Source organism: Pseudomonas sp. URIL14HWK12:I6 (assembly GCF_000514195.1).
Classification (GTDB): domain Bacteria; phylum Pseudomonadota; class Gammaproteobacteria; order Pseudomonadales; family Pseudomonadaceae; genus Aquipseudomonas; species Aquipseudomonas putida_A.
Genome location: NZ_AZVL01000003.1, coordinates 187490 through 211244, shown reverse-complemented (window position 1 = coordinate 211244; position 23755 = coordinate 187490). Strand labels below are relative to the sequence as shown.

The 23755-nt window shown below is 57.8% G+C and carries 27 protein-coding genes and 2 tRNA genes; 16 read left to right on the top strand and 13 right to left on the bottom strand.

Annotation, left to right across the window (positions count from 1 at the left end; translation table 11 throughout):
• Positions 1 to 82: 82 nt before the first annotated feature.
• Both H043_RS0106965 and H043_RS0106960 read left to right on the top strand, forming a co-directional pair.
• Positions 83 to 158 (top strand) — tRNA-Phe (locus H043_RS0106965).
• A 166-nt stretch (positions 159 to 324) separates the two neighbouring features.
• On the top strand, positions 325 to 675 hold the full coding sequence (locus H043_RS0106960; protein ID WP_027611249.1) for a hypothetical protein: 351 nt from the start codon (positions 325 to 327) through the stop codon (positions 673 to 675).
• Positions 676 to 725: 50 nt separating this feature from the next.
• Here the strand turns inward: H043_RS0106960 and H043_RS0106955 are convergent, their stop codons facing one another.
• Positions 726 to 1175 carry a hypothetical protein gene (locus H043_RS0106955; RefSeq protein WP_027611248.1) on the bottom strand — a complete coding sequence of 150 codons (450 nt, stop codon included), beginning with the start codon at positions 1173 to 1175 and terminating at the stop codon, positions 726 to 728.
• Positions 1176 to 1433: 258 nt separating this feature from the next.
• Here H043_RS0106955 and H043_RS0106950 point away from each other — a divergent pair, with 258 nt between their 5' ends.
• The 4 genes from H043_RS0106950 (at position 1434) to H043_RS0106935 (ending at position 4435) form a co-directional block, all read left to right on the top strand.
• Positions 1434 to 2492 (top strand): YhcG family protein, encoded by a 1059-nt coding sequence (locus tag H043_RS0106950; RefSeq protein WP_027611247.1) that lies wholly within the window; start codon positions 1434 to 1436, stop codon positions 2490 to 2492.
• A 67-nt stretch (positions 2493 to 2559) separates the two neighbouring features.
• Positions 2560 to 3534: an alpha/beta fold hydrolase gene (locus H043_RS0106945; RefSeq protein ID WP_027611246.1), complete on the top strand. Its 975-nt coding sequence runs from the start codon at positions 2560 to 2562 to the stop codon at positions 3532 to 3534.
• Between the two features lie 28 nt (positions 3535 to 3562).
• Entirely contained in the window at positions 3563 to 3976 is a 414-nt protein-coding gene (locus H043_RS0106940) for a hypothetical protein (RefSeq protein WP_027611245.1), read from the top strand.
• A gap of 6 nt (positions 3977 to 3982) precedes the next feature.
• Positions 3983 to 4435: a hypothetical protein gene (locus H043_RS0106935; RefSeq protein ID WP_027611244.1), complete on the top strand. Its 453-nt coding sequence runs from the start codon at positions 3983 to 3985 to the stop codon at positions 4433 to 4435.
• Between the two features lie 70 nt (positions 4436 to 4505).
• On the opposite strand, the gene gabP is transcribed toward H043_RS0106935, so the two are convergent.
• Positions 4506 to 5897, bottom strand: coding sequence for a GABA permease (gene gabP, locus H043_RS0106930; protein WP_027611243.1), 1392 nt, complete (start codon positions 5895 to 5897; stop codon positions 4506 to 4508).
• Between the two features lie 552 nt (positions 5898 to 6449).
• On the opposite strand from gabP, the gene H043_RS0106925 reads away from it, so the two are divergent.
• From H043_RS0106925 to H043_RS0106895, 7 genes are all read left to right on the top strand, one after another.
• Positions 6450 to 7223, top strand: coding sequence for an ABC transporter ATP-binding protein (locus tag H043_RS0106925; protein ID WP_007961695.1), 774 nt, complete (start codon positions 6450 to 6452; stop codon positions 7221 to 7223).
• A gap of 13 nt (positions 7224 to 7236) precedes the next feature.
• Complete coding sequence (locus H043_RS0106920; RefSeq protein WP_027611242.1) at positions 7237 to 7986, top strand: ABC transporter substrate-binding protein; 750 nt, start codon at positions 7237 to 7239, stop codon at positions 7984 to 7986.
• A 77-nt stretch (positions 7987 to 8063) separates the two neighbouring features.
• Positions 8064 to 8759 carry an ABC transporter permease gene (locus H043_RS0106915; protein ID WP_007961693.1) on the top strand — a complete coding sequence of 232 codons (696 nt, stop codon included), beginning with the start codon at positions 8064 to 8066 and terminating at the stop codon, positions 8757 to 8759.
• Complete coding sequence (locus H043_RS0106910; RefSeq protein WP_007961692.1) at positions 8756 to 9445, top strand: ABC transporter permease; 690 nt, start codon at positions 8756 to 8758, stop codon at positions 9443 to 9445. The genes H043_RS0106915 and H043_RS0106910 overlap by 4 nt, the downstream gene beginning before the upstream one ends.
• Positions 9426 to 10661: a methyltransferase gene (locus H043_RS0106905; protein ID WP_027611241.1), complete on the top strand. Its 1236-nt coding sequence runs from the start codon at positions 9426 to 9428 to the stop codon at positions 10659 to 10661. Before H043_RS0106910 ends, H043_RS0106905 begins: the two co-directional genes overlap by 20 nt.
• Before the next feature lie 419 nt (positions 10662 to 11080).
• Positions 11081 to 11156 (top strand) — tRNA-Thr (locus tag H043_RS0106900).
• Between the two features lie 383 nt (positions 11157 to 11539).
• Positions 11540 to 11779, top strand: coding sequence for a hypothetical protein (locus tag H043_RS0106895; protein WP_027611240.1), 240 nt, complete (start codon positions 11540 to 11542; stop codon positions 11777 to 11779).
• Positions 11780 to 12063: 284 nt separating this feature from the next.
• Here H043_RS0106895 and H043_RS0106885 read toward each other — a convergent pair whose 3' ends face one another.
• Together H043_RS0106885 and H043_RS0106880 are read right to left on the bottom strand one after the other, a co-directional pair.
• Complete coding sequence (locus H043_RS0106885) at positions 12064 to 12489, bottom strand: type II toxin-antitoxin system HicB family antitoxin (RefSeq protein ID WP_027611239.1); 426 nt, start codon at positions 12487 to 12489, stop codon at positions 12064 to 12066.
• A 30-nt stretch (positions 12490 to 12519) separates the two neighbouring features.
• A complete protein-coding gene (locus tag H043_RS0106880; protein ID WP_027611238.1) occupies positions 12520 to 12702 on the bottom strand; it encodes a type II toxin-antitoxin system HicA family toxin in 183 nt (60 codons plus the stop codon).
• A gap of 469 nt (positions 12703 to 13171) precedes the next feature.
• On the opposite strand from H043_RS0106880, the gene H043_RS0106875 reads away from it, so the two are divergent.
• A complete protein-coding gene (locus H043_RS0106875) occupies positions 13172 to 13447 on the top strand; it encodes a DUF3077 domain-containing protein (RefSeq protein WP_027611237.1) in 276 nt (91 codons plus the stop codon).
• 51 nt (positions 13448 to 13498) lie between these two features.
• Here the strand turns inward: H043_RS0106875 and H043_RS0106870 are convergent, their stop codons facing one another.
• Together H043_RS0106870 and H043_RS0106865 are read right to left on the bottom strand one after the other, a co-directional pair.
• Positions 13499 to 14179, bottom strand: coding sequence for an RES family NAD+ phosphorylase (locus H043_RS0106870; protein WP_027611236.1), 681 nt, complete (start codon positions 14177 to 14179; stop codon positions 13499 to 13501).
• Positions 14176 to 14586: an MbcA/ParS/Xre antitoxin family protein gene (locus tag H043_RS0106865; protein WP_007961687.1), complete on the bottom strand. Its 411-nt coding sequence runs from the start codon at positions 14584 to 14586 to the stop codon at positions 14176 to 14178. The genes H043_RS0106870 and H043_RS0106865 overlap by 4 nt, the downstream gene beginning before the upstream one ends.
• A 740-nt stretch (positions 14587 to 15326) precedes the next feature.
• Between H043_RS0106865 and H043_RS0106860 the strand changes: the two genes are divergently transcribed.
• Positions 15327 to 16253, top strand: coding sequence for a LysR family transcriptional regulator (locus tag H043_RS0106860; RefSeq protein ID WP_007961685.1), 927 nt, complete (start codon positions 15327 to 15329; stop codon positions 16251 to 16253).
• On the opposite strand, the gene H043_RS0106855 is transcribed toward H043_RS0106860, so the two are convergent.
• The 6 genes from H043_RS0106855 to H043_RS0106830 form a co-directional block, all read right to left on the bottom strand.
• Complete coding sequence (locus H043_RS0106855) at positions 16170 to 16487, bottom strand: AzlD domain-containing protein (protein ID WP_003220702.1); 318 nt, start codon at positions 16485 to 16487, stop codon at positions 16170 to 16172. The two genes, H043_RS0106860 and H043_RS0106855, sit on opposite strands and share 84 nt — an antisense overlap.
• Entirely contained in the window at positions 16466 to 17182 is a 717-nt protein-coding gene (locus tag H043_RS0106850) for an AzlC family ABC transporter permease (RefSeq protein WP_027611235.1), read from the bottom strand. Before H043_RS0106850 ends, H043_RS0106855 begins: the two co-directional genes overlap by 22 nt.
• Positions 17179 to 17556: a GNAT family N-acetyltransferase gene (locus H043_RS0106845; protein ID WP_003220700.1), complete on the bottom strand. Its 378-nt coding sequence runs from the start codon at positions 17554 to 17556 to the stop codon at positions 17179 to 17181. The genes H043_RS0106850 and H043_RS0106845 overlap by 4 nt, the downstream gene beginning before the upstream one ends.
• A gap of 79 nt (positions 17557 to 17635) precedes the next feature.
• A complete protein-coding gene (locus H043_RS0106840) occupies positions 17636 to 18382 on the bottom strand; it encodes a 2OG-Fe dioxygenase family protein (protein WP_003220699.1) in 747 nt (248 codons plus the stop codon).
• A 231-nt stretch (positions 18383 to 18613) separates the two neighbouring features.
• Positions 18614 to 19900, bottom strand: a complete 1287-nt coding sequence (locus tag H043_RS0106835; protein ID WP_027611233.1) for an OprD family porin — start codon at positions 19898 to 19900, stop codon at positions 18614 to 18616.
• Between the two features lie 296 nt (positions 19901 to 20196).
• Positions 20197 to 20865 (bottom strand): DsbA family protein, encoded by a 669-nt coding sequence (locus H043_RS0106830; protein WP_027611232.1) that lies wholly within the window; start codon positions 20863 to 20865, stop codon positions 20197 to 20199.
• Between the two features lie 256 nt (positions 20866 to 21121).
• On the opposite strand from H043_RS0106830, the gene H043_RS0106825 reads away from it, so the two are divergent.
• A complete protein-coding gene (locus tag H043_RS0106825) occupies positions 21122 to 23215 on the top strand; it encodes a TonB-dependent siderophore receptor (RefSeq protein ID WP_027611231.1) in 2094 nt (697 codons plus the stop codon).
• A 187-nt stretch (positions 23216 to 23402) separates the two neighbouring features.
• On the opposite strand, the gene H043_RS0106820 is transcribed toward H043_RS0106825, so the two are convergent.
• Complete coding sequence (locus tag H043_RS0106820) at positions 23403 to 23615, bottom strand: hypothetical protein (RefSeq protein WP_007961849.1); 213 nt, start codon at positions 23613 to 23615, stop codon at positions 23403 to 23405.
• Positions 23616 to 23755 lie beyond the last annotated feature (140 nt).

Here is a 23755-nt window from a genome sequence, read left to right as displayed (position 1 = left end):
ATCGTAAGCGACGGAATTAATTTAAGAAATTTTAAAAAAGTCGTTGACGTAAATCCGAAAAACCCTTTTAATGCGCCCCGTTGCCCAGATAGCTCAGTCGGTAGAGCAGGGGATTGAAAATCCCCGTGTCGGCGGTTCGATTCCGTCTCTGGGCACCAAATACCGAAAACCCTGAATCGCAAGATTCAGGGTTTTTTTATGCCTGCGATTTGATGGCGGCTCAATCCAGTCTTTTTTCTGGGCTGCGCAAATGCGCGACGGGTTTCGAACAAAGACGATCCGCGCTACTTTGGCCGCACCTTATGGAAGAGGGTCATCCGCTCGATGAACCAGAAAAGAACCCGCGTCCCCCTGCCCCATCCGCCACCCTATCGCCAGAGTCGGGTGGCATTCTGGCTGACGGTGCTGGTCGGCGTACTGATCGCCTTCCTCATCGCCGCGTCGACTTATCTGATCATCCACAGCTTGATCAGCGGCTCCATCACCACCTGGAACCGATCGGGCCCACGCCATATCTACACCCTCGCGCTGCAACCGCGAATGTTCTGGTTCGAGATCGTGTCGCAGTGCGTTGGCACCCTGTTCCTGATAGCCGTCGGCTGGATTGGATTGTGGATTCACCGAATGGCGCGCGAACCCGGCAACAAGCAGAAGGCCAAGCGTACGCGGGGGTAAAGGAAGGCGCGGGATTGTACCCGCGCCTCGATTCTTCAATACACCCAACGTTATCCAGCGTCATTCCAGTGGAACACCAGATTGCGCGCAGTGCCGCTGCCAACGTCTGTCACGTCACGCCGTGTTTCGCCATTGCGCGTGGCGACCACGGTGTACTTACCGGGTGGCAGTTGCACGTACACCAGCGGACCCGTTTGAGTGAGGGTCAGCACGGTTTGCCCCGGCGACTTTTGAATCACCACATCGACATCAGCGGTGTACTGGTCTTGCGCGCCCACCGCGAACGTCATGTGCAAGTTGTAGCCGGGGGTTTGCTGAATGGCTTTTGACTCGTCCAGGCCGATCCCGCCGGACAGGTAGTTGATGCCGTTTTGCTGTTGTTGCTGGACTTGCACGCCGGCACTGTCGACCGGTTCCAGGTTGGCGGCCTGGGACATGCCAGGCAACAGCAGCCAACCGACAGCAGCGAGCGGCAGCATGAATGAACGAATGTTTTTCATGATGGCGACTCCCGGGTTCTGAAGAACCCAATCGTTACCCTTTTTTAGATTTGGCACCGCAAGGCTTGTTTTAGATTGATTGGTACTTGGCGCATGTACGAAATGGACTACAGACCATTGCTATCAATACGCCTTTTGCCGGCAACGTCCTGCACTACCCATCCCGCCTTCCTGCTGACTTCACAGGCTCGCCCGACATCGCCGAGCGGTGAATCCCGGCATGCTTTTGCGTCTGTTTCCAATGATGCGGAAGACTCGATGAACCCGTTAAAACCTGATGATGCGCAAGACCCGAAAATCGATTCATTGCTGGGAGAGTTGGGCGAACTGATCCGCCAGGCGCGGCAAAAAGTGCTGCGTGCGGTTGATACGATTCAAGTCCAGACCTGTTGGCAGATCGGCCGGCATATTGTCGAGTTTGAACAGCAAGGGGCGCAGCGGGCGGGGTATGGCAAGCGGTTGCTGGCCTTGTTGGCAAAGGATCTGACGGCGCAGTTCGGGAGGGGGTTTGATGATCGAAATCTGCGCTATATGCGGAGTTTTTATCAGTTGTTTCCCATTTGGAACGCAGTGCGTTCCGAATTGAGTTGGACACACTATCGGCGGCTTTTGGGCGTCACCAGTGACAAGGCTCGTCATTGGTACATGGAAGAATCTGCCAACCTGAACTGGTCCAGCCGCGCCCTTGATCGCCAGATCAATACGCTCTACTACGAGCGACTGTTGATGAGTCGGGACAAGGCCGATGTGATCGAAGAAGCCACCACCAACATTGCAGCCATGAAACCCCATCCGCGCGAGTTCATACGTGATCCCGTCATGCTTGAATTCCTTGGGCTACCGTCGGCTGGCAAAGTCAGGGAGAGTCGTCTCGAACAGGCTCTCATCGACCACCTGCAGGGCTTTCTCCTGGAACTTGGCAAAGGCTTTTCCTTTGTCGCTCGACAACAACGCATCAGCACCGATGGTGACGATCTGTACATCGACCTGGTGTTCTACAACTACGTACTCAAATGCTTCGTGATCATTGACCTCAAGCGCGGCAAGCTCAGCGCTCGCGACGTCGGACAAATGGACATGTACGTGCGCATGTACGACGAACTCAAGCGCAGCGAAGGCGACAAGCCGACAGTCGGGATCATTCTGTGTGCAGAGAGCAATGACTCGGTCGCGCGTTACTCAATGCTCAAGGGCAATGAGCAACTGTTCGCCAGCAGTTACAAAACCATACTGCCGAGTGAGGAAGAGCTGCGCGCCGAACTCAATCGGGAACAGGCTCTGATCGAAGAACGCCTGCTCCTGCAATCCGCTGAATAGAAACGGCGGATTGTTCCCGTGTGGCGCGAAGGCTATTGTTGACAGCTCCGCGAAAGGGTCGAAAGCGATGAGCTGTCAGGATGCGCCAGCAACGCAAGACAAACAGTCAACGTCATCGGTTTTGACTGGCGAACAAGGTGAGGCCTTCAAGGACGTTGCCGCCGATGGCTTTGTGCTCGGCGGTTTCACCTGGCGTCACGCCCTGCCCGATGCGCAACGCCCGGTAGTCATCATCAACGCTGCCACCTCGGTACGCTGCCGACACTACACGCGCTTCGCCGATTACCTGTTCGCCAACGGCTTCGACGTGATCACCTACGACTACCGCGGCATCGGCGAATCGCGTCCGGCAACCCTGAAAGACCTTGAGGCTACATGGACCGATTGGGGCGCGCTGGATTTCGAAGCGATGCTCAAGCGCGCTCAACGGGAATTCCCCGGCCAGCCCATCGATGTGGTCGGCCACAGTTTCGGCGGTTGCGCGGCGGGACTTGGCAAGTCCGGGCAGGTCATTCGTCGACTGGTGACAGTCGGCGCGCAGTTCGCTTACTGGCGCGACTATGCGCCGGCACAGCGCTGGCGCATGTTTGGTAAATGGCATTTGCTGATGCCGCTGCTGACGCGGCTCTGTGGCTATTTCCCGGGCAAACGCCTCGGCTGGCTCGAGGATACGCCAGCAGGCGTCGTACGCGACTGGAGCACGCCTGCCGCGCGCTACGAGCAGCGTCCGAGCGGCCGCCGACTGCTGAAAGCAAGCGGTCGCCTGCCCTTCGCCAATGTCCGCGCAAAGACCTTGGCGATCAGCATCAGCGACGACCCTTACGGCACGATCCCGGCCATCGAACGCCTGCTCGGCTACTTCAGTCATGCGCACAAAACCCACTTGCGCATCGCGCCGCAGGACATCGGCGAACAACAAGTCGGACATTTCGCCTTTTTTCGCAGCGCATACCAAGCCACACTATGGCCCATTGCTCTGACCTGGCTGCAAACCGGCGAGTTGGCCCCCGACACACCCGGGCGGCCAGTGCCACGCAGCTGAGCCCTTTCAACGCACGACGGAACACACCATGGCCTCCGCCAACAAGCAGCAAAAACGCGCCGCCCGGGCCAAGACCAAGGCCAAGCAGAACCGCAGCAAACGCGCCGAGGCGCCGGTCGAACTGGACCCGAACGATGACCGTATCGACTTCGAGTCGGTGGACCTGACCGAGCTGTTCAAGAAAATGATCGACGCCGAGAAGATCAGCCAGCAAGCCATGTGCGCCGCGTTCCTCGAAGACCCGCTGCTGGAGCTGGTTTACGAGCAGGAAGGCGAAGAAGGCGCGATGGATTTCATCCTCGCCGCGCTGATCGAGTACCGCCAGTGGTCGCAGGAAACCGACGAAGCCGGCGCCCTGGCGTGGATCGAATCCCCGGCCTTCCAGGCCGACTATGTGGCGGCGTCCGACGCGATCGCCGCACAAACCCAACAGAAGAACTGAGTTCCCATGGCATCCCTGAACAAGCAACAGAAACGCGCCAAACGCGCCAAGGCCAAAGCCAAGCACATCCGCATGGTCGGCCGTAAGCCGCTGGACCAGGACGACAACCTCGGGCATCTGGACGAGCCGATCCCGGAATACACCCTCGCAATGTTCAGCAAAATGCGCGACGCCGAAGCCGTCAGTCGCAACGAAATGCTGCTGACCCTGCTGCGCGAACTGGCGTTCATCATCGTTGACCATCCAGAACTGCTGGACATGGAAAACGCCGAGAACGAAGGCATGGCCGCCACTCACCTGGCCGCCGACATGCTGATCGACTACCGCATGTGGGCCGACGGCATGGACATCGAAACCGCCCAGGCCTGGCTGACTGAGCCACAGTTCATCACCGATTTCGGGATTGCGCTGGATACTTACGGCAAGTCGCTGGACACCCAGGAAGACAAGGGCGAATAAACCCCGCGCACAAACAAAAACGGCCGCTCGTCATTACTGACAGCGGCCGTTTTGCATTACGCGTTGCGGATCAGTTCAACACCACCGCACCACGGTTTTCCAGCTTGCGACGGCGTGCCACCAGCAGGCCGGCGGCGACTACCATGAGGCTCAGTAGGCCGGTTGCGAGGATTTCCACGCGGTGGGCTTCCTGGAACAGCATGATGGTCAGGGCGGCGACAATGAAGATGATCACCGCGTAGGTCAGGCCCGGGAACAGCCACATGCTGAAGACGATTTTCTCGCCGCGGGCCATGCGTTGTTTACGCATGCGCAGTTGCGAGAACGCGATTACCAGGTACACCAGCAGCGCGATGGCGCCGGAGCTGGCCAGCAGGAATTCGAACACGGCAGCCGGGGCCACATAGTTGGCGAAGGTGCAGAGGAACGCCGCGCCGGTCGACAGCATGACGGCCCAGTAAGGTGTACCGCTTTTGTTGACCCGAGTCGACATCGCCGGTGCATCACCGCGCTTGCCGAGGGAGAACAGCATGCGCGACGAGGTGTACAGCGCCGAGTTCAGGCAACTGGTGACCGCGACCAGCACTACGATGTCGACGATCATTTTCGCGTTCGGAATGCCCATGCGCTCAAGCACGGTCTGGTAGGAACCGAGGTTGGCCAGCGTAGGATCGTTCCACGGTACCAGGGCCACAACGATGAAGATCGATACGAGGTAGAACAGGCCGATCCGCCAGATCACCGAGTTGGTGGCCTTGGAAATCTGCTTGCCCGGGTTCTTCGATTCCGCAGCCGCGATGGTCACGATTTCAGTACCCATGAACGAGAACATGGTGGTCAGGATTGCACCCAGCACCGCGCCCATGCCGTTTGGCAGGAAGCCGCCGGAATCAAACAGGTGCGAAACACCGCTGACCTGGCTGTTCGGCAGGAAGCCGAAAACGGCCGCAAGACCCAGCGCGATGAAGCCGATGATCGCCAGGACTTTGATCAAGGCAAACCAGAATTCGAATTCACCGTAGTTTTTCACGCTGAACAGGTTGGTGACCGTCAGCAGCATGGTGATGATCAGTGCAAACGCCCAGATCTCGATCCCCGGGAACCAGGCATGGAGAATGGTCGCGGCGGCGTTGGCTTCCAGTGGAATCACCAACACCCAGAACCACCAGTACAACCAGCCGATGGTGAAACCGGCCCAGTGCCCGATGGCACGGTCGGCGTATGTCGAGAACGAGCCGGTGTCGGGCGAAGCGACAGCCATCTCACCGAGCATGCGCATCACCAGCACCACCAGGGTACCGGCGGCGGCGTAGGCCAGCAGCACGGCGGGGCCGGCGGCAGCGATCGCGTGGCCGGAGCCAACGAACAGACCTGCGCCGATAACACCGGCGATCGACAACATGGTCACATGACGCGGTTTGAGCCCCTGTTCGAGGCCATTGGAGCTTGGGGTACTGCTCATCGGAACTACCTTTGCGAGGAAAGCGATTGCGTCCGTCCTGTCTGGTTTTCCTTCTCGTAAAAAGAAACCAACAGGGCGTTCCAGATTCTGCACGCAATAAATGCGCCAAAATGTTTCAAACTCTTCTGGGCCGCGGTTTTCAGCGAGACCGGACAGTCATCGCAAGTCATTGGAATGAATGGCAATTCGCCAGAGCGTTACCCTGCGACTCACTTTTCAGACGATTCAGCGCACCAGAAACACACTGAAAAAGTGTGGGATGCACAATAAAAGGGCGATTCAGGAACGTTCGGCCGGATAGCGCTTCCAACACCCCGCCAAAGCTGGCACCATCGCGCCTTTTTTTACGCAACACCCACGGGTTTGCACGTTCAAACACCCGTTCGGTTGTTGATGTGGCGACAGTCTGCTGTGCCGATGCGACAACCTGCCACACGCCATCCGCTTACCGCTCGTAGCGCTGTTGGCTGCCATTGAAACGCTATGCTAGCTTGGCCGCCTCGCCAGGAAGGCCCGCCAACAGCAGGAGCGCAACATATATGAGGAACGCACATGGCTGAGGCCACGCCCGCGCTTGAAATCCGCAACTTGCACAAACGCTACGGACAGCTTGAGGTGCTCAAAGGTATCTCGCTGACCGCCCGCGACGGCGATGTGATCTCGATCCTCGGTTCCTCCGGTTCCGGCAAGTCCACGTTCCTGCGTTGCATCAACCTGTTGGAAAACCCGCACCAGGGCCAGATTCTGGTGGCCGGTGAGGAACTCAAGCTCAAGCCCGCCAAGAATGGCGAACTGGTTGCCGCTGATGGCAAACAGATCAACCGTCTGCGTTCCGAGATTGGTTTTGTATTTCAAAACTTTAATCTGTGGCCGCACATGAGCGTGCTCGACAACATCATCGAAGCCCCGCGCCGCGTGCTCGGCCAGAGCAAGGCCGAGGCAATCGAAGTCGCCGAAGCGCTGCTGGCCAAGGTCGGCATCGCCGACAAGCGCCACGCCTACCCGGCGCAACTGTCCGGCGGTCAACAACAACGCGCCGCGATTGCCCGCACGCTGGCGATGCAGCCGAAGGTGATTCTGTTCGACGAGCCCACCTCCGCCCTTGACCCGGAAATGGTTCAGGAAGTACTTAGTGTCATCCGCGCACTGGCCGAAGAAGGCCGCACCATGTTGTTGGTGACCCACGAAATGGGCTTTGCCCGTCAGGTCTCCAGCGAAGTGGTGTTCCTCCACCAGGGGCTGGTGGAAGAGCAAGGATCGCCTCAGCAGGTGTTCGAAAACCCGCTTTCGGCGCGCTGCAAACAATTCATGTCCAGCAACCGCTAACGGAGCAACATGCATGCAGAATTTTAAAAAGGTCTTCCTGGCCGCCGCCGTCACCCTCGCGTTCAGCGCCGGTGCCATGGCCGAGACTCTGAAGATGGGCATCGAAGCGGCTTACCCGCCGTTCAACAACAAAGACGCCAGCGGCAACGTGGTCGGCTTCGACAAAGACATCGGCGACGCCCTCTGCGCCAAGATGAAAGTCGAGTGCAGCGTGGTCACTTCCGATTGGGACGGCATCATTCCTGCGCTGAACGCCAAGAAGTTCGACTTCCTGGTCTCCTCGCTGTCGATCACCGAAGAGCGCAAGGGCGCGGTAGATTTCACCGACCCGTACTACTCGAACAAACTGCAGTTCATCGCACCGAAAGATAAAGACTTCAAAACCGACAAGGATTCGCTCAAAGGCAAGATCATCGGCACTCAGCGCGCAACGCTCGCCGGTACCTGGCTGGAGGACACCTACGGTAGCGATATCGAAGTCAAACTCTACGACACCCAGGAAAACGCCTACCTGGACCTGACCTCCGGTCGTGTCGACGCCATCCTGGCCGACAAGTACGCCAACTACGACTGGCTGAAAAGCGACGCCGGCAAGAACTATGAGTTCAAGGGCGACGCGGTCGTGGAAAGCGACAAGATCGGCATCGCGGTGCGTAAAGGTGATCCGCTGCGTGAGAAGCTGAATGCCGCGCTGAAGGAAATCGTCGCTGACGGTACCTACAAGAAGATCAACGACAAGTACTTCCCGTTCAGCATCTATTGATCTGACCTGCGGAACCGGCACCGTGATCCGACGGCGCCGGCTCCCGGCCTTGCCTGCCGCGATTTGAAAAGAAATCCATGATTATCGACCTCTACGGATTCGGCCCGGCCCTCGCCGCCGGTGCGCTGATGACCGTCAAACTGGCGCTGACAGCCCTGTGCCTGGGACTGGTGCTCGGTCTGCTCGGCGCCTTGGCCAAGACTTCCCCGTACAAGCCGCTGCAATGGCTTGGCGGTACTTATTCGACGCTGGTGCGTGGCGTCCCGGAATTGCTCTGGGTGCTGTTGATCTACTTCGGTACGGTCAACCTGATGCGCAGCCTCGGTGAGTTTTTCGGCAATCCCGACCTGCAACTCAGCGCCTTCGCCGCCGGCGTGATTGCGCTGGGCCTGTGCTTCGGCGCCTACGCCACGGAAGTGTTCCGCGGCGCAATCCTTGCCATTCCCAAAGGCCATCGCGAAGCGGGTGTGGCGCTGGGACTGTCGAAATGGCGGATCTTCACCAAGCTGATCATGCCGCAGATGTGGCGCATCGCCCTGCCCGGTCTGGGCAACCTGTTCATGATCCTGATGAAAGACACCGCGCTGGTGTCGGTGATCGGCCTGGAAGAAATCATGCGTCACGCGCAGATCGGCGTGACCGTGTCGAAACAACCGTTCACCTTCTATCTGGTGGCGGCGGTCATGTACCTGGGCCTGACGGTGCTGGCGATGACCGGCATGCACTTCCTGGAAAAACGCGCCGCTCGCGGCTTTGCGAGGAGCGCTTCATGAACTGGGAAGTGATCATCAAATGGCTGCCAAAACTGGCGCAGGGCGCGACCCTGACCCTGGAGTTGGTGGCGATTGCCGTGATTGCCGGCCTGCTGCTGGCCATTCCACTGGGCATCGCCCGCTCTTCGAAGCTGTGGTACGTGCGCGCTTTGCCCTACGCCTACATCTTCTTTTTCCGTGGCACGCCGCTGCTGGTGCAACTGTTCCTCGTCTATTACGGCCTGGCGCAGTTCGATGCAGTGCGTAACAGCGCGCTGTGGCCTTACCTGCGCGATCCGTTCTGGTGTACTACCGCGACCATGACCCTGCACACGGCGGCGTACATCGCCGAAATTCTGCGCGGCGCGATCCAGGCGATTCCGCCCGGCGAAATCGAGGCGGCGCGGGCGTTGGGCATGTCCAAGCCCAAGGCGATGTTCTACATCATGCTGCCGCGAGCGGCGCGCATCGGCCTGCCGGCCTACAGCAATGAAGTGATCCTGATGCTCAAGGCCAGCGCGCTGGCGAGCACCGTGACCCTGCTGGAACTGACCGGCATGGCCCGCACGATCATCGCCCGGACCTACCTGCCGGTGGAAATCTTCTTCGCCGCCGGCGTGTTCTATCTGCTGATGTCCTACGTGCTGGTGCGCGGCTTCAAGCTGCTGGAGCGCTGGCTGCGCGTCGATGCCTGCCAAGGGCGTTGAAACTTCCCACGTGCTGACGGGCGAGGCCCTACTCGCCCGCTTCACCGCGCTGGATGCTTTTCTGATTGAGCATCAGGCGCTGTGGAAACCTCGTCCGTTCACCTATCTTTCGCTTCCATGGGAAACCGCCTACCCCGAATTGGCTTCGTGGCTACGCGGACGATCGCTGGAAGATGCAGAGTTTGTGCATAACCACCCTGCCGATCTCATCGATGCGCCGGAGCCGTTCGCTTCATTGGCGGCGTTGTCGGCTGAGCTGAGCGCAGTCGGAGAGTTGCCGGAACATGCGCTGGAAACCCCAGGCCATCGATTGAATGTCGATGTGCCGGGGCGCAAGTGGCAGCAGATCGAGGCGTTCGCCAGTCGCTTGTCTTTCGCCTCGCCGCCGGCGCATTGGCTGGACTGGTGTTCCGGCAAGGGGCATTTGGGCCGACGCCTGCTGGGTGCCGGGCAACAGCTGACCTGTGTTGAATACGATCCGGCGTTGGTCGCCAGCGGTCAGGCATTAAGTCAGCGCCATCATTTGCACGCCCTGCATGTCGAGCAGGATGTGCTGGCGGCAGACGCAGCAAGCGTCATAAGTGCTCAGCACACCCCGGTCGCCCTGCATGCCTGCGGCGATCTGCATGTGCGCTTGATGCAACTGGCGAGCGCGGCCGGATGTCAGCAGATGGCCATCGCCCCGTGCTGTTACAACCGGATTGATCGCAGCGAGTATCAGGCCTTGTCCTGCGCCGGCATGCGATCCGCCCTACAACTCTCGCTTGAAGATCTGGCACTGCCCATGAGCGAAACCGTCACCGCCGGTGCACGGGTCCGACGTCAGCGCGACACCTCCATGGCCCGACGTTTGGCCTTTGATCTGCTGCAACGACAAGTGCGCGGAGTAGACGAATACCTGCCCACCCCGTCCCTGCCCAGCGCCTGGCTGGAAAAACCCTTCGCCGATTACTGCCGCGATCTGGCAGCGCTGAAAGAGTTATCCACAATCGGCACGCCAGATTGGCAGGCACTGGAAGCCGCCGGTTGGCAGCGGTTGGCCGAAGTTCGCAACCTGGAATTACTGCGCGGACTGTTCCGACGACCGCTGGAGCTTTGGCTGAATCTTGATCGAGCCATTTTCCTCACCGAACAGGGATACGTCGTACGCCTCGGCACCTTCTGCGACGCACCGCTGACTCCGCGTAATTTTCTGCTGCTGGCCGAGCGCGATTAAAATCTTTACAGCCTGTGGATAACTCTGTTGATGGTTTTCCCGTGGATCCAATATCTACGGCCATTGCATGACAAAAACACCATTGGTCATTTTTTGTTCATATAGATAAAAAACCTGTAAAACAGGGCTTTGCGCGCAAAATGAGAACGTGTCCACAAATCCCCCGCAACGCCGCCGTAGCGCACATCCGTTGTGCATAAGCTTCCAATCAAAACGACATAAACGGGTGAAATGGGTGCTTGAACGGTGCAGAAATCCTGCCCTCACGCTCATTCTGGCTTGATCGCGTAGCACCTCGGTTTTGCGGCTAAAAACTCGGCGACACCACTCACGCCAAGCCTAATCCAGCGCCTGCGTAAAAATAGTCTGAATTCAGGGGTTTACAGAACCAACCCAATCGCTATAATCGTCGCCCACACGCCGGTATAGCTCAGTTGGTAGAGCAACTGACTTGTAATCAGTAGGTCCCGGGTTCGACTCCTGGTGCCGGCACCATACAAAACGAAGCCCCTGCAGAAATGCAGGGGCTTTGTTGTTTCTGGCGTTTGAATATAAAAAGCGCTACGGCTGAGTGATCATGACTTTGACCCTTAGGTTATGAGCGCTCACCCTATCTAAAAGATCTTTGCTATGGATCGGCAACACACAAGACCGCCTGACTTCATCAGCGCAAAAGGCCTCCCCATAGAGCAAAGCCAACAATCTGCAGACATGCCATTCAGCACCTTGTCAGCAATTGAGATATCGAACTCCCCCACCGACAAAATTCAAATAAGCGAGCGCTGAAGGTCCGTCACAAGTTGATACGCGAAGTTGATTTTGACGCAGAGTTTTGCGCATAAACTCGCCCCTGACAACATGGAACAGGGAGTCAACTGATGTCCACATGCAAAAAAGCCTTGGAAATCCGCGAAGCATTTGAGGAGGCCGGAAACGCGCTCTCGTTATTCATCGATCTGTGCACATCTGACATTCAACTCACCCAACGCAGCATACTGGCCTTGTCGGCTTATGGCAGAACCTGCATGAACACCTTTGAGGACGCCGAACGCTGGTTGCGCAGTCAAGACAAGGCACGAGCCAACGTCCTCCCTGAACAGACCCAAGCAGGGAAATAAGGGACAGACCACGTTTTGAGCTGAGACTGTGGTCTGACTCTATTTTTCCCCACCTATTTTGATCGTGTCACCACGGTGCTTAGGTCGGCGAAAACGCTTTGAGAAACCCCGGCCTTCCTTTGCTCTTCAGTGGCCGCCGAGAGCGGCTGCAGCGTTACGCGCGGGGCCTTTCCAGCCTTCATCTGACGTACAGATTCCATCACGTCCGTCTGAAATCGCTCTAGCTCATTTGCCATGCCTGTTCTTCGCCTTCAGCTATTTTCTCCAACGCTCGCTTGCTGAACTTATGCAGCTTGAACCGAAAGCGAAATCCGCCTTCCAAGTTGCTGCAACGCACGCTCAACATTCTCGATTTTGGAGTGATGCAGAAAATCTACCAAGCGATCGACCTGGGGCCGTTGTACGCCGAGACGACGTGCCAACTCGGCCTTGCTTAAACCTGACTCCAAAAGCGTATTCCACAGAGCAACCTTTGCTGCAGTCAGCGCAGGCAGACGCAATACGACGTCACTTGACTGTTCTCCTGCTTGCCCGGTCGGAATCAACCGGCGATCATCAACGTATATCGAGAGCGCCGTCTCGATTGCATCAATGGCGGTGTCCAACGCTTGCTCGAGGGTGTCGCCAACGGCGTGCATCTCAGGAATTTCTGCGCAGGTCAGCCAGACACTGCCCGGCTCTTCGTGAACTTCCAACGCATATTCGAACATCACACTTCCTCAGATGGGTACAGCCGGGTCTCAATCCTTGAGGCCCAGCTGCTTGATTATCGATTTTCTCAACCCTTCGCCTATTTCCTTGGCTCCATGGTCGGGAAACACAGTTGATTTGCCATTCAAGGAAACCTTGAAGTGACTGCCCTTGCCGGTTTGAAACTCAACGCCTTGGGCTTTCAACCATCGCCGAAACTCGCTGTACTTCATGTGCATCACTCGCCGTTTCGGTAAAGCGAATGTGCAACATATTTGCTGCGATCGCAACATAAGTGTTGCACTACACAGAGATGGCAACGGCCACCACCTGGCCACGATTGCGGACCCGTCCTCCGCAAGCTACCGTCAAACCCGTCGCTGCCAATTCAGCGACCGGGCCTGAGAACCCGGGTAAGATACAGGCGCACCAGCGCCCAAAATCACGATTGCCGGCGCTTTTTTGTGTCCGCACTCACGTGTAATGGCGGCTGTGCGTGGGAGACCTTCGGGTCTGCCGGGTTCCTGTATCTCCGGTTTCTCAGCCTGCGCATAGCTGCCACCCTTTCGCCTGAGAACGAAAATGGCAGCTCTCATTTGATACAGGGAGTTCACAAATGAATGCCATCGATCCATCCGTAATCCACCGTGCTGCCACACCGGTCATCTCACTCCACGCCTTACGTAGGGCAGGTGAAGCGAAATGACTAACTACCTCGATTTGAAAACCCCAGGCCTTACGCACTTTTCCTTCCAGGCCAATCAAGCGCTGTTCCGCACCAATCGTGGTGTGCCGGTAATAGCCGCCCTTTCTCACGCCTCCCACTTGCTTCACATCTCAAGATTGCTCACTGCGGACACTTCAGTCTCGCGCGATCCGGATCTTCACGCTTATGCCTCTCAGTACCTGCAGGAGTTAAGCAAGGCGCTGATCGACGATGTGGTGAAAGTACTGGATGCGCCAACAGCAAGCCATTGACGTAAAGCGCCAATAAAAAGCCCTCGCGGTACTGCGAGGGCTTTTTGCGCTTCAAACCTGACTGATCTCAAACACATACGAAATCCTGCGCTGACTCGCACTCCACACATAACGCAAATGCTTACCCTGCTTCGGAATCGATACCGCTGGCGGGCGGAACGCAGCAACACATTCGTGCCCCGTTAGGCGAACACTGTTGTAGAGCAGTCCCCAGGATGCAGACTCGCGCAGTTGTCGGGCAAATGCCTGGGATGGGCCGTAGGCTTCCGGATCGGGTTGATGCAAATGTGCAAAACCATCACGAACATCATGCAGCGGCTTAACCACACGATTGACGTAAGTACGCATGGTCAACTCAAGTTCCGCTTCGTTGGTGGCCGCGAGGAAACGCTCCTGGTGATAGCAGGTTTCGGCGATGGCCGCGGCCTGGCTGCTAGCGGCGTAGTAGACGCCGAAGGTGCCATCGGTGAAGCGGCTGCTTTTGCCGATGTGGGTAAACGCCGCCATCACCGGAGTTGAACCGGGGCCGGAGAGTCGGTCTTCGGGACGTACGCGGGCGAGGACGCCGGCCTGCTCGATCAGGCGATCGTTGGTCAGTGCTTCCAGCGCGTAGGCGATTTCCAGGTCTTCGGGGTCGAGCACGTCTTCAAATAGCGCAATCGGCGGGAAGCTGCTGTTGACGATCCGGTAGGCCTTGGGCCATTGCGGTTCGGCCAGTGGCGGGGCCTTCAACCGCGCACCCCGTCGAGGTAGCGGCGCACGTCGGCGATATCGACCACCCTCCCCGCGAGCATGTAATCCAGCGCCGTTCGACCATTGAATGGCGCAGCCGTGTTGGGGCTGCTGACCCACGTATAAGCACGCTCGCGACTGTTGCTGAAGATGATGCTCAAGGCCTTGTGAATGCCCATCAGATACGAGATGCGCTCCAGCGTGTCGTGCGGCAGGCGAATGTTCGGCGGCAGGTGTTTGTACTTGTAGAACGTGGTGTTGCCGACGCCGCCCAGCAAAGTGCGCTGCTGTTCGGCGTTGCAACCCCAGCGCTCCATGAGATTGAAGAAAAACTTCAGCGCGACGCGCCCGGCCTCGGGGACGTCGAGTTGTTCACGCGGAGTGAGGGCTGGGGATGAGGTAGGCATGGTCGTCCTTCTAAGCGGGTCCGCAAGATGAGCGTAGTACACATATGAATTTTTTACATGAAATTATTCGCATACGAATAAACGCCTAAGAATTTCCAAGTTGACACGTTAATGTTCCGTGGCAGAGGATCTGCCTCAAGAGCGCGAAACCGACTGCCATCAGGTGGCGATAGTCGGCGTTAGGAACCCCGTTGATTACCTGAAAATCAGCGCTCGGGTGAGACCTCTACCCTTGTTCAAGGGAGCAAAAAGCCGACAGCAATGTCGGTTTTTTATTGCCTGGTTTATTTGAGCATTTCGCTTGCCTGGTCGGAGTGCTGGCGAACTTTCCCTATGTGCATTCACATGCGGACGCTCTTCAGCGCCCCGTAAATGGCAGCTCCAGAGTCGCAACAACCCGGTGGCGAAGAAATTGGAAAGCCTCCCTGATGCTAAGGGCACTCGCGCTCATAGCTGAAAAATATCCGCATATGTCGCCGGGGAAATTACAGGAGCCATAAGCCGTTTCTCCTCGAAAAACCCGCCCTGCGCACCAAAACCACGCACTTTTCTTGACCCCAATCACCCCCACGTCATCAAAAATCCCGATCCTGTGTCAGCTTCCAGCCATCGGCGGGGACATCAATTCGCTACTAAACCCGCGACAACTATGCTCAGGTGCTGGAATATAGCCGGCATATGACGCCGGATCGGCAGTCTCGTAAACAACAATACCCAGCCCACTTCAGAGGGCATTACCCATGGATAGCAGAACCTTACGCAACCTCATGCGCATCGTGCAGACCGGCTCGTTGTCGGCCGCAGCCGAGCATTCGTGCCTGACTGTGCAGGCCCTGGCCGCGCAGTTGAACAAGGTCGAAGAGCAGTTCGGTTTCCGCTTGTTTCGACGTTCCAACAAAGGGCTGACGCTGACGCCGCAAGGCACGGAGCTGACGCCCTACATGGACAAAGTGCTGATTGCCACGCGACAGATGGAAGAAAAGGTCGAGGCGCTCAAGGTGCCGGGCCAGCGCACATTGAAGGTTGCGTTGAACAACACGTTGTCGTCTGACTTCAACCGGCGAATGATCGGACGCCTGATCGAGGTGTTTCCCGATTACCAGATGGAATTCAGCTACGCCGAGTCGATGGAGAACCTCAGCAAGCTGAAGAATGAAGACTTTGATCTTGCGGTGCTGATCGGCCCGCAGCGGCCGGGTTTGCCGAGCATTGTTTTGCCGGATGTGCAGGTGCAGGTGGTCGGTGCGCATTGCGGGCAGGAAAACGATCCACTGACATTGCTGGGCAACAAGTTTCAGGTGCGTCCTGCGGAAGATTGTCCGTATTCCCACAGTTTCCTGCGTTTTCTCGACGCCGGACTGGGCAATCACGAGAACGGTCAACGCATGGTCTATTCCTGCAGCGAGACCCTGACCCTGTCGCTGATCACGCAGATGGACGCGGTGGGCATGGTTTCTCGTGAGGCCGCGCAAAAGAACGGCCTGACGATTTTCCCCGGATTCGAGGATTTCCTCGAAGTGCGTCTGGCGGTGAACAACCCGAACCTGTCGGGGCAGGCCCTGAATGACGTGGTCGATCTGCCGCTACATGAACGAGCCGAGCGCAATGTACGCAGCCGTCCCAACCGCCACACTGAGAAAGAGGTTTTTGCTGAAATACGCACATAACAACGTCGGAATGGCTGCATAAAATTCCGGGCGATCGAGCTGTAGGTGCTGATCCTTGATCAACAAGGGTGTCAGGCTGATCGCAGCGACGATCGCCACCGGCAGGTATTCCAGCGCCCGCGCAACGAACGGCGGCCAGTGCTCGGTGTTGACTTGCAGCGGCAGCGCGCGTGGCAGGAAGGTCACGGCCATCATCAGCGCGACCACCAGAATCAGGAACGTTTGGTCAGGCATACACCCACTCCGCAGCCCACAAACGTGGCGATGAAAACGTTGAACGGCGAAGTGCCGACCAGGCTCAGCGCGCCCATGCAGACGACGGCAGCCGCGGCGGCGATGAGTTTGTTGCGGGTGTTGCACAGCGACACCAGCACGTAGAGCATCATCGCAGTCAGTGCGTAGTCGAGCTGATATTTGATCAGGTGCGACGCATATTGCGCGCAGACAGCGCCCAACAATCCGCCCAGCACCCAAGAGGTGTGGCAGAACAGGTTGAAGCCGATCAGGTAACGAATGTTGACCGGCGCGCCGGTGCCCAGCTTGACGCTATGGAACGCAAAGGACTCGTCGGTCAGACCACCGGCGTAAGCCCAGCGCTCCATGCGGCTGAGCCCCAATGCGCGCAAGGCCTTGGCCATGTACACCGACATCAGCATGTGCCGCGCATTGATCAGGAAGGTGGTCAGCACGATGGTGGTCAGCGAAGCGCCGCTGGAGATCAGCGCCAGTGCGGCGAATTGCGAAGCGCCGGCGTAGACGAACAAGCACATCGCCACCGGCAGCCACATCGGCAGCCCGGCGTTGACCGCCATCAGCCCGAACACGAACGACACCGTGAAGTAACCGGCCACCACCGGGCTGGCTTCGGCAAACGTGCGCGATGGCTGATGAGCAGCCATCAGCGGCGCACTGCCGGACGTTTCATTCATAGATCCCTCTCAAATGTCCGCTCGCCGTGGGGTTCGCAAAAACCCTGGGCAGTCCAGAATCGCTTGCCCGCGAGGTTAGCATCGTCGACGAACAGAAACATCCGTAATACACCGACCCGTTTCATGTCGGATGACGCCGCTTCCACCAGCCGCTGGCCGACGCCCTGACTGCGATAGCGTGGGCTGACCGCCAAGTGGTTGATGGTGCCGCGACTACCGAGCATGCCGCCGAGCACCGCACCGACGATTTCGCCTTCAACGTCGAAGGCCAGATAGGCCGTGGTGGTCTTCTGGATCAATACACCGCGCAGGCATTTGGCGTCCTGCCATTCGCAGAACGACACTTCGTCGAACTGCCGGAAGAAGCGCTCCATGCGCTGCGCGTCCTTGGCGGTGGCGCGTCGCAGCACCACCGGCGTCGAGCACTCGACGCCATCGATTGGGGTGATCTGATTAGCGAACAATGTCGAAAGCGGTCCCGGGCCGCGAGAAGGAAATCGCCAGAATCTGCCGGTACGCCATGGCATGCGTGTGGGTGTTGCGCGCCGGAGTCACGTAATGGCGCATGTCGCGATCAAGAAAGTACGTGGTGTCGAGGATTTCCTTGTAGGTGGTCGACGCCAGTTGATGCTCGTGAACATCGTACAAACGGCTTTCCGCGCCCTCGACGTTGTTGCGCCCCCAGAAGTGCACACCACTGAACGGATAGCCGTCGCAGTGAATCCCTTCCGGGGTGATTTCCAGTTGCTTGCCGGGTTTGATCTCGATGCGGATCTGATGAATCTGGCACTGCCAAATCTCATCGTGCAATTCTTCCGGCAACACGCTTTTGTACACTTCAAAATCGGTGTCGATCAGGCTGCGCATTACCGGCGAAGTGATCACTTCATCAGAGAAGTCCTGAAAGTGCCGCACAACACCGCCCACGTAGGCGTTGTTCTCTTTCGACTGCACGTACGCGCGATGCTCGAGTTGCTTCAATTCACGTGTTTTCGGGTTGTACTCAAAGTCGCTGTAACGACGGTAACGCATGCCGGCTTCGGCCTGACCGTAGTAACTGTCTGGCTCCATGTTTTCCCAACTTTTGGTCAGTCTGACGAAGTCGGCAAAATGACCGTAGAGATTGAAGTCACCACCCTGGACGTTGACATATTTGTCGCGCCGTAGCGATTCGCCCACTTCTCTGTTCAAAACGATCATTACCAAATTCTCCGCTGCGTTGAGCGGCCTAATCTATTAGGTGGAGAATTTGCGTCCATGAGAAAGAATTTCAGGCATTTAAAGCCCTGCTTGAAACGGTACTTGAAGACGCTTCAAAACAACTTTTACGTGACAAAAACACGGGTTTTTTACGGTTTTTGCGAAAAAGACGTCGAAAAAAAACCCCGAGCCAGTCGGGGTTTTCTCATGTTTCTTACACCGGATCGTTCATCAGAAGATGTTGATCGGGTAGTCCACGAACACACGCACTTCGTTGCCGCTGCTGTTGTAGTCGGCGGATTTCTGCGACACGCGCAGAATCGAGCTGCGCAGTTTCACGCTAAGGTCTTTCGCCGGACCGCTTTGCACGACGTATTTGACCTGGTTGAAGATCTCACGCTCGGTGCCGCCACTGCTGGTGTCGGTGGTGATGTTGTCGCCACGCACGTAAGCAAAGTTGTAGCTCAGGCCAGGTACGCCAAAGGCACCGAAGTCCAGGCCGTAGCCCAGTTGCCAGCTGCGCTCGTCTTCAGCGTTGAAGTCCGACCAGTACGAGTTGGCCAGGTAAATGGTGTTGCCACCGTCGCCCTGACGACGACCATCGTTCTGATAACCGCCGTACGGATAACCCAGGTTGCTGTCACCGGTACTGCGCTGGTGCGCCACGGTGAACGAGTGCGGGCCGGTGGCGAATGTGGCCGCCAGGCTCCAGATCTTGTTGTCCTGGCCGCCGGTGTTCTTGATGTCGGCATAGGACTTGTCGAGCTTGGTGCGATAGCCGTTGAAGTCCAGGGTCAGGGACTGATCCTTGTCGATCGGGAACACGTAGTTGGCGTTCACGTACTGCTTCTTCATGACGTCTTCAACGTCGGAAGCGTACAACGCCGCCTTGAACTGTTCGGTGAACTGGTAGCTACCGCCCAACACGTTGATCGACTTCAGACCACCGCTGTCACGGCCTTCAGCGCTTTTACGCGATTCGGCGGTGAAACGACCGGCGTCCAGTTGCAGGCCTTTGATCTCTTTGGAGGTGATCAAGGTACCGGTGTAGCTTTCCGGCAGCAGACGCGAGTTGTCGTAGTTCAGCACCGGCAGGGCCGGCATCTGGTCGCCGTAGGTCAGCACGGTGTTGGACACGCGGAATTTGACCGCAGCGCCACCCTTGGACAGGTCGTCAGCCGCATTGCCGCTGTCACCCTGTTTGAAGAAGTCGATACCACCGGCGCCGCTGCGGCCCTTGCCGCCATCCAGACGCAGTGCATACAGACCGAAAGCATCCACACCCACACCCACGGTGCCTTGGGTGAAACCGGACGAAAACGTACCGATGGCCGCTTGGCCCCACTCGGCTTTGTCCGGGTTGCCGTCTTTGTAATCACGATTGATGTAGGCATTGCGCAGCAGCACTTTCAGGCTGCTGTCTTCAACAAAACCCTTGGATTCGGCCTGGCCGTCAGCCATTGCCGAAGTGGCACTCAACATCCCCAGTGCGATCAGACTGATTCGCTTGTTCAACATTTTGTTTTCCTTATTACGGGTTGAAACGCGCTGTGTCGAACGGCTGAAACGGCGCTATTGCACTCTTTTTTCACCCCGAAACAAAAAGACCCGCCCACGGCAAAACCGTGTCGGGCCCTTTTATTATTTTTGAGTCATGGCGGTTGGCCACAGGCGTTGGGCCGAATCGTAGCCGCGCCCTCAATAATGTGTCAATTTCAAGAATCGTCTTTAAATAGGTAAAAATCGTCTAAGAATCGTAAATTTTGCGATAGCGCATTGCTCGGAAATGCGCTCAGCCAGTGAATCCAGTGCGATTACGCACAGCCGTCGATACCGCATTGCGCGGCGGATTGCCCCCGCTCAACCGCGACCACCGCTTGCCCCAACCAGTCGGCGAAAGCCTGTGGTTTGCCAAGCCATGGGCTGATGTCGATCAAGGTGAATTGTCCGTCCCGCTCCAGCGCCAATGTCGGAAATCCCTGGCCGCCCAGTTGTGCCAAGAGTTCGCGGCTGGCTTTTACATGCGCTGTCGTATCAACGGATTTAAACGCAGCCGCAAAGGTGTCCTCGCTGTAGCCCAACTCCCGGGCGAGTTCGAAAAGTACGGATTCATCGGCAATCCGCCGTCCTTCCACGTAATGCGCCGTCTGCAAACGTCCGAGCATCTGCAAACCGCGACCGTCGATGGACTCTGCCGCCATCACCGCCGCGATCGGCGGCGTCGAATCGAAAACCGCCGATTGATCACGCAGCAGACCTTCGAAATACGCTTCGCCAAAGGGTTGTCCGGTGTATTCGGCAATGCGCCGGTCGTGGGGCATGACGTAATCACGCAGTTGCGGCGAAACGCGCTGGCGATTCGCGCCGCTCATCATTCCGCCCGCATGGACAACGACCGGCAACACTTGCTGCGCCGCTTGCACCAGCGGTTTGGCGCCGTAGCACCAGCCGCACAACGGGTCGTAGATGTAATGAAGGATCATGGGAGAACTCCGGCAGCAAAGTAGAAAAATTCGATGCCGGCAGACTATTCCTACGCGTGTTGGGGAAAAACGCCGGAATGGCTCTCAGACTGTTTCGAGAATCGGTCGAATGGATCGACCGGTCAGGATGTATCGAAATCGACATAAATTGAAACAATCTGACAGGGGAACTTCTCAGGAATAAATTACGGGAGCAAATGCAAAGCATTACCATTCGCGCGTTTGAATTTCCTTACCCTTTCGGATGCGCTTTTCCATGCCTGCCCCGTTCCGCCTCACGCCTGTCACCCTTGGATTGTCTGCCTTTCTGTCCAGCGGTTTTGCTTACTCCGCCACCGAACTGCCTGCCACCGCGATCAGCGCCGAAGCACAAGCCGAGGACCCGCGCGTCAAAATCAGCAGCACTGCGACCCGCACCTCGACCCCGGTGCGTTACGTGCCGCAGGCCATCGACTCGATCAAGACCGCGAACGTCGCCGACTACGGCACCAATGACATCGGTGACGCCCTGAGCGGGATTCCCAACGTCAGCAGCAGCGCCGACACGCGCTTCGACAGTCTGCGTATCCGCGGCTTCGACGCCAGCAACGACTTCTATCTGGACGGCATTCGCGACGACAGCCAGTACAAGCGCGACCTGCACAACATCGAACGGGTCGAAGTGCTCAAAGGTCCGGCGGCGGTACTTTACGGCCGTGGCAGCCAGGGCGGGATCGTCAACCGCGTGAGCAAGCTGCCCGAGTTCGGCCGTCGTTCGACCATCGAAGCCCAAGGCGGCAGCGACGACCTGCGCAGCCTGTACGCCGACCTCAGCACCGACCCCAGCGAAAACCTCAGCCTGCGCCTGAACATGGGCAACATGGATGAAAACAGCTTCCGCGACGGCGTCAGCGGCAACCGCCAGCTGTTCGCGCCGTCGATGAGCTGGCAACTGACCCCAGACTTGAACTGGCTGGTGCAATACGAATACAGCCGCTACAACCGCACACCGGATCGCGGCATTCCCGGTGTGAATGGCCGCCCGGCGGATGTCGGTCGCGACACCACCTACGGCAACGATCACGATTTCATCGACGACAAGGCGCAGTCCCTGCGCTCGAAACTCACCTACGAGATCAACGACAACTGGCAGCTGCGCCAGACCCTCGGCGTGTTCAAGCTCGACAGCGATTTCGACAACACCTACCTGACCAGCTTCGATCCGAAAACCAACAAGGTCGCGCGCCAGCACTGGCAGCAGGATCTGACCACCCGCAACGTCTACAACAACCTCGAACTGGAAGGTGGTTTCGATACCTTTGGCCTTGAGCATCGCCTGTTGACCGGCGTCGAGATCGGCAGCCAGCGCCGCGATCCGAAGTTGTACAACGCCGCGACTGGCAAGACCCCAGGCGCACAACCGGTGCCATCGCTCGACCTGTTCAACCCCAACCGCGATCTCCGTCACACCGGCAGCATGCAGGTGTTCAGCGACAGCCACACCGAAGTCGAAAGCCGCGCGGTGTACGTGCAGGATCAGTTGCGTCTGAACGATCAATGGCAACTGCTGGCCGGCTTGCGCTACGACACGTTCGATATCGAGTCGACCAACCAGCTCAAGAACCTCACTGAGGATCGCGACAGCCACAGCACCAGTCCACGCTTCGGGATTGTCTGGACGCCGCTGCAGAATCATTCGTTCTATGCCTCGTGGTCGAAGACCTTCTCGCCCGTTGGCGGCGGCCTGATCGGCATCACCCCGGGGGCTGCCGGTAATAGCAACGACTTGAGTCCGGAGCTGACCAAACAGAAAGAAATCGGCGTGAAAAGCGACTGGCTGGATGATCGCTTGAGCACCACGCTGGCGGTCTACGACCTGGAACTCTACAACCGCCGCACCAGCGACCCGAACGATCCGACCCTGACCGTCATGACCGGTCTTCAGCGCTCACGGGGTGTGGAGCTGACCGCCATCGGCAAACTGGTCGGCAACTGGTACATGCGCGGTGGCGTCGGCGTGCAGGACACCACCATCGAAAAGGATAACAACGGCCTGGAAGGCAAACGCGTCAACAACGTGGCCAAACACAACGGCAGCCTGTTTCTGACCTGGAAACCGGAGATGGGCTGGTACGGCGAAACCGGTCTGACCCTGGTCGGCCAGCGTTATGCCGACAACGCCAACACCACCGTGCTGCCGGGTTACGGCCGCTGGGATGCGCTGGTCGGCTATCGTTTCAAGGACTGGGACTTGCGCGCGGCACTGAACAACATCACCGACCGCGAGTATTACGCCTCGGCCACTAGCCAATATCAGATCCAGCCAGGCGCACCGCGCAGCGTGGTGATGACCGGTACTTACAGCTTCTGATTTCACACAAATCCTGTGGGAGGGGGCTTGCTCCCGAAGGCGTCGAATCAGGCAACATCATCGTCACTGACTTACCGCATTCGGGAGCAAGCCCCCTCCCACAGGTTCAATGTTCGCAATGGTTTCCATCGTGCATAAAAAAGCGCCGCCATCCCGGCAGCGCTTTTACCAATCCCTGTTGTTTTTCTTATCCTTCCATCACAGCCCATAACGCTTCCAGTTCGGCCTCGCTGAACAGGCCAGCGGGGTAGCGCTCGATCATCATCCGGCGCGGATCAGGTTCCCTGATCTGACGCGTTCCATTGGACTTCAAAAAGTGCGCGACAATCTGGAGCGATTCGCCGTTGACGGCCATGGGATGCAAAGTCCGCTCGCTGACTACGTTCACTTCGGCGTTCATTTCAGCGCTCTCTCCCCGTTCGTGAGCGGCTACGTTATCCAAGGTATATGACAGAACTGTTGAAGTTCCCCCCTCTCCCTAGTGCACTTTGTCCGATACAAGAGCTATGCCAAGGTTTCCGATTTGTCGACAGGCGGATA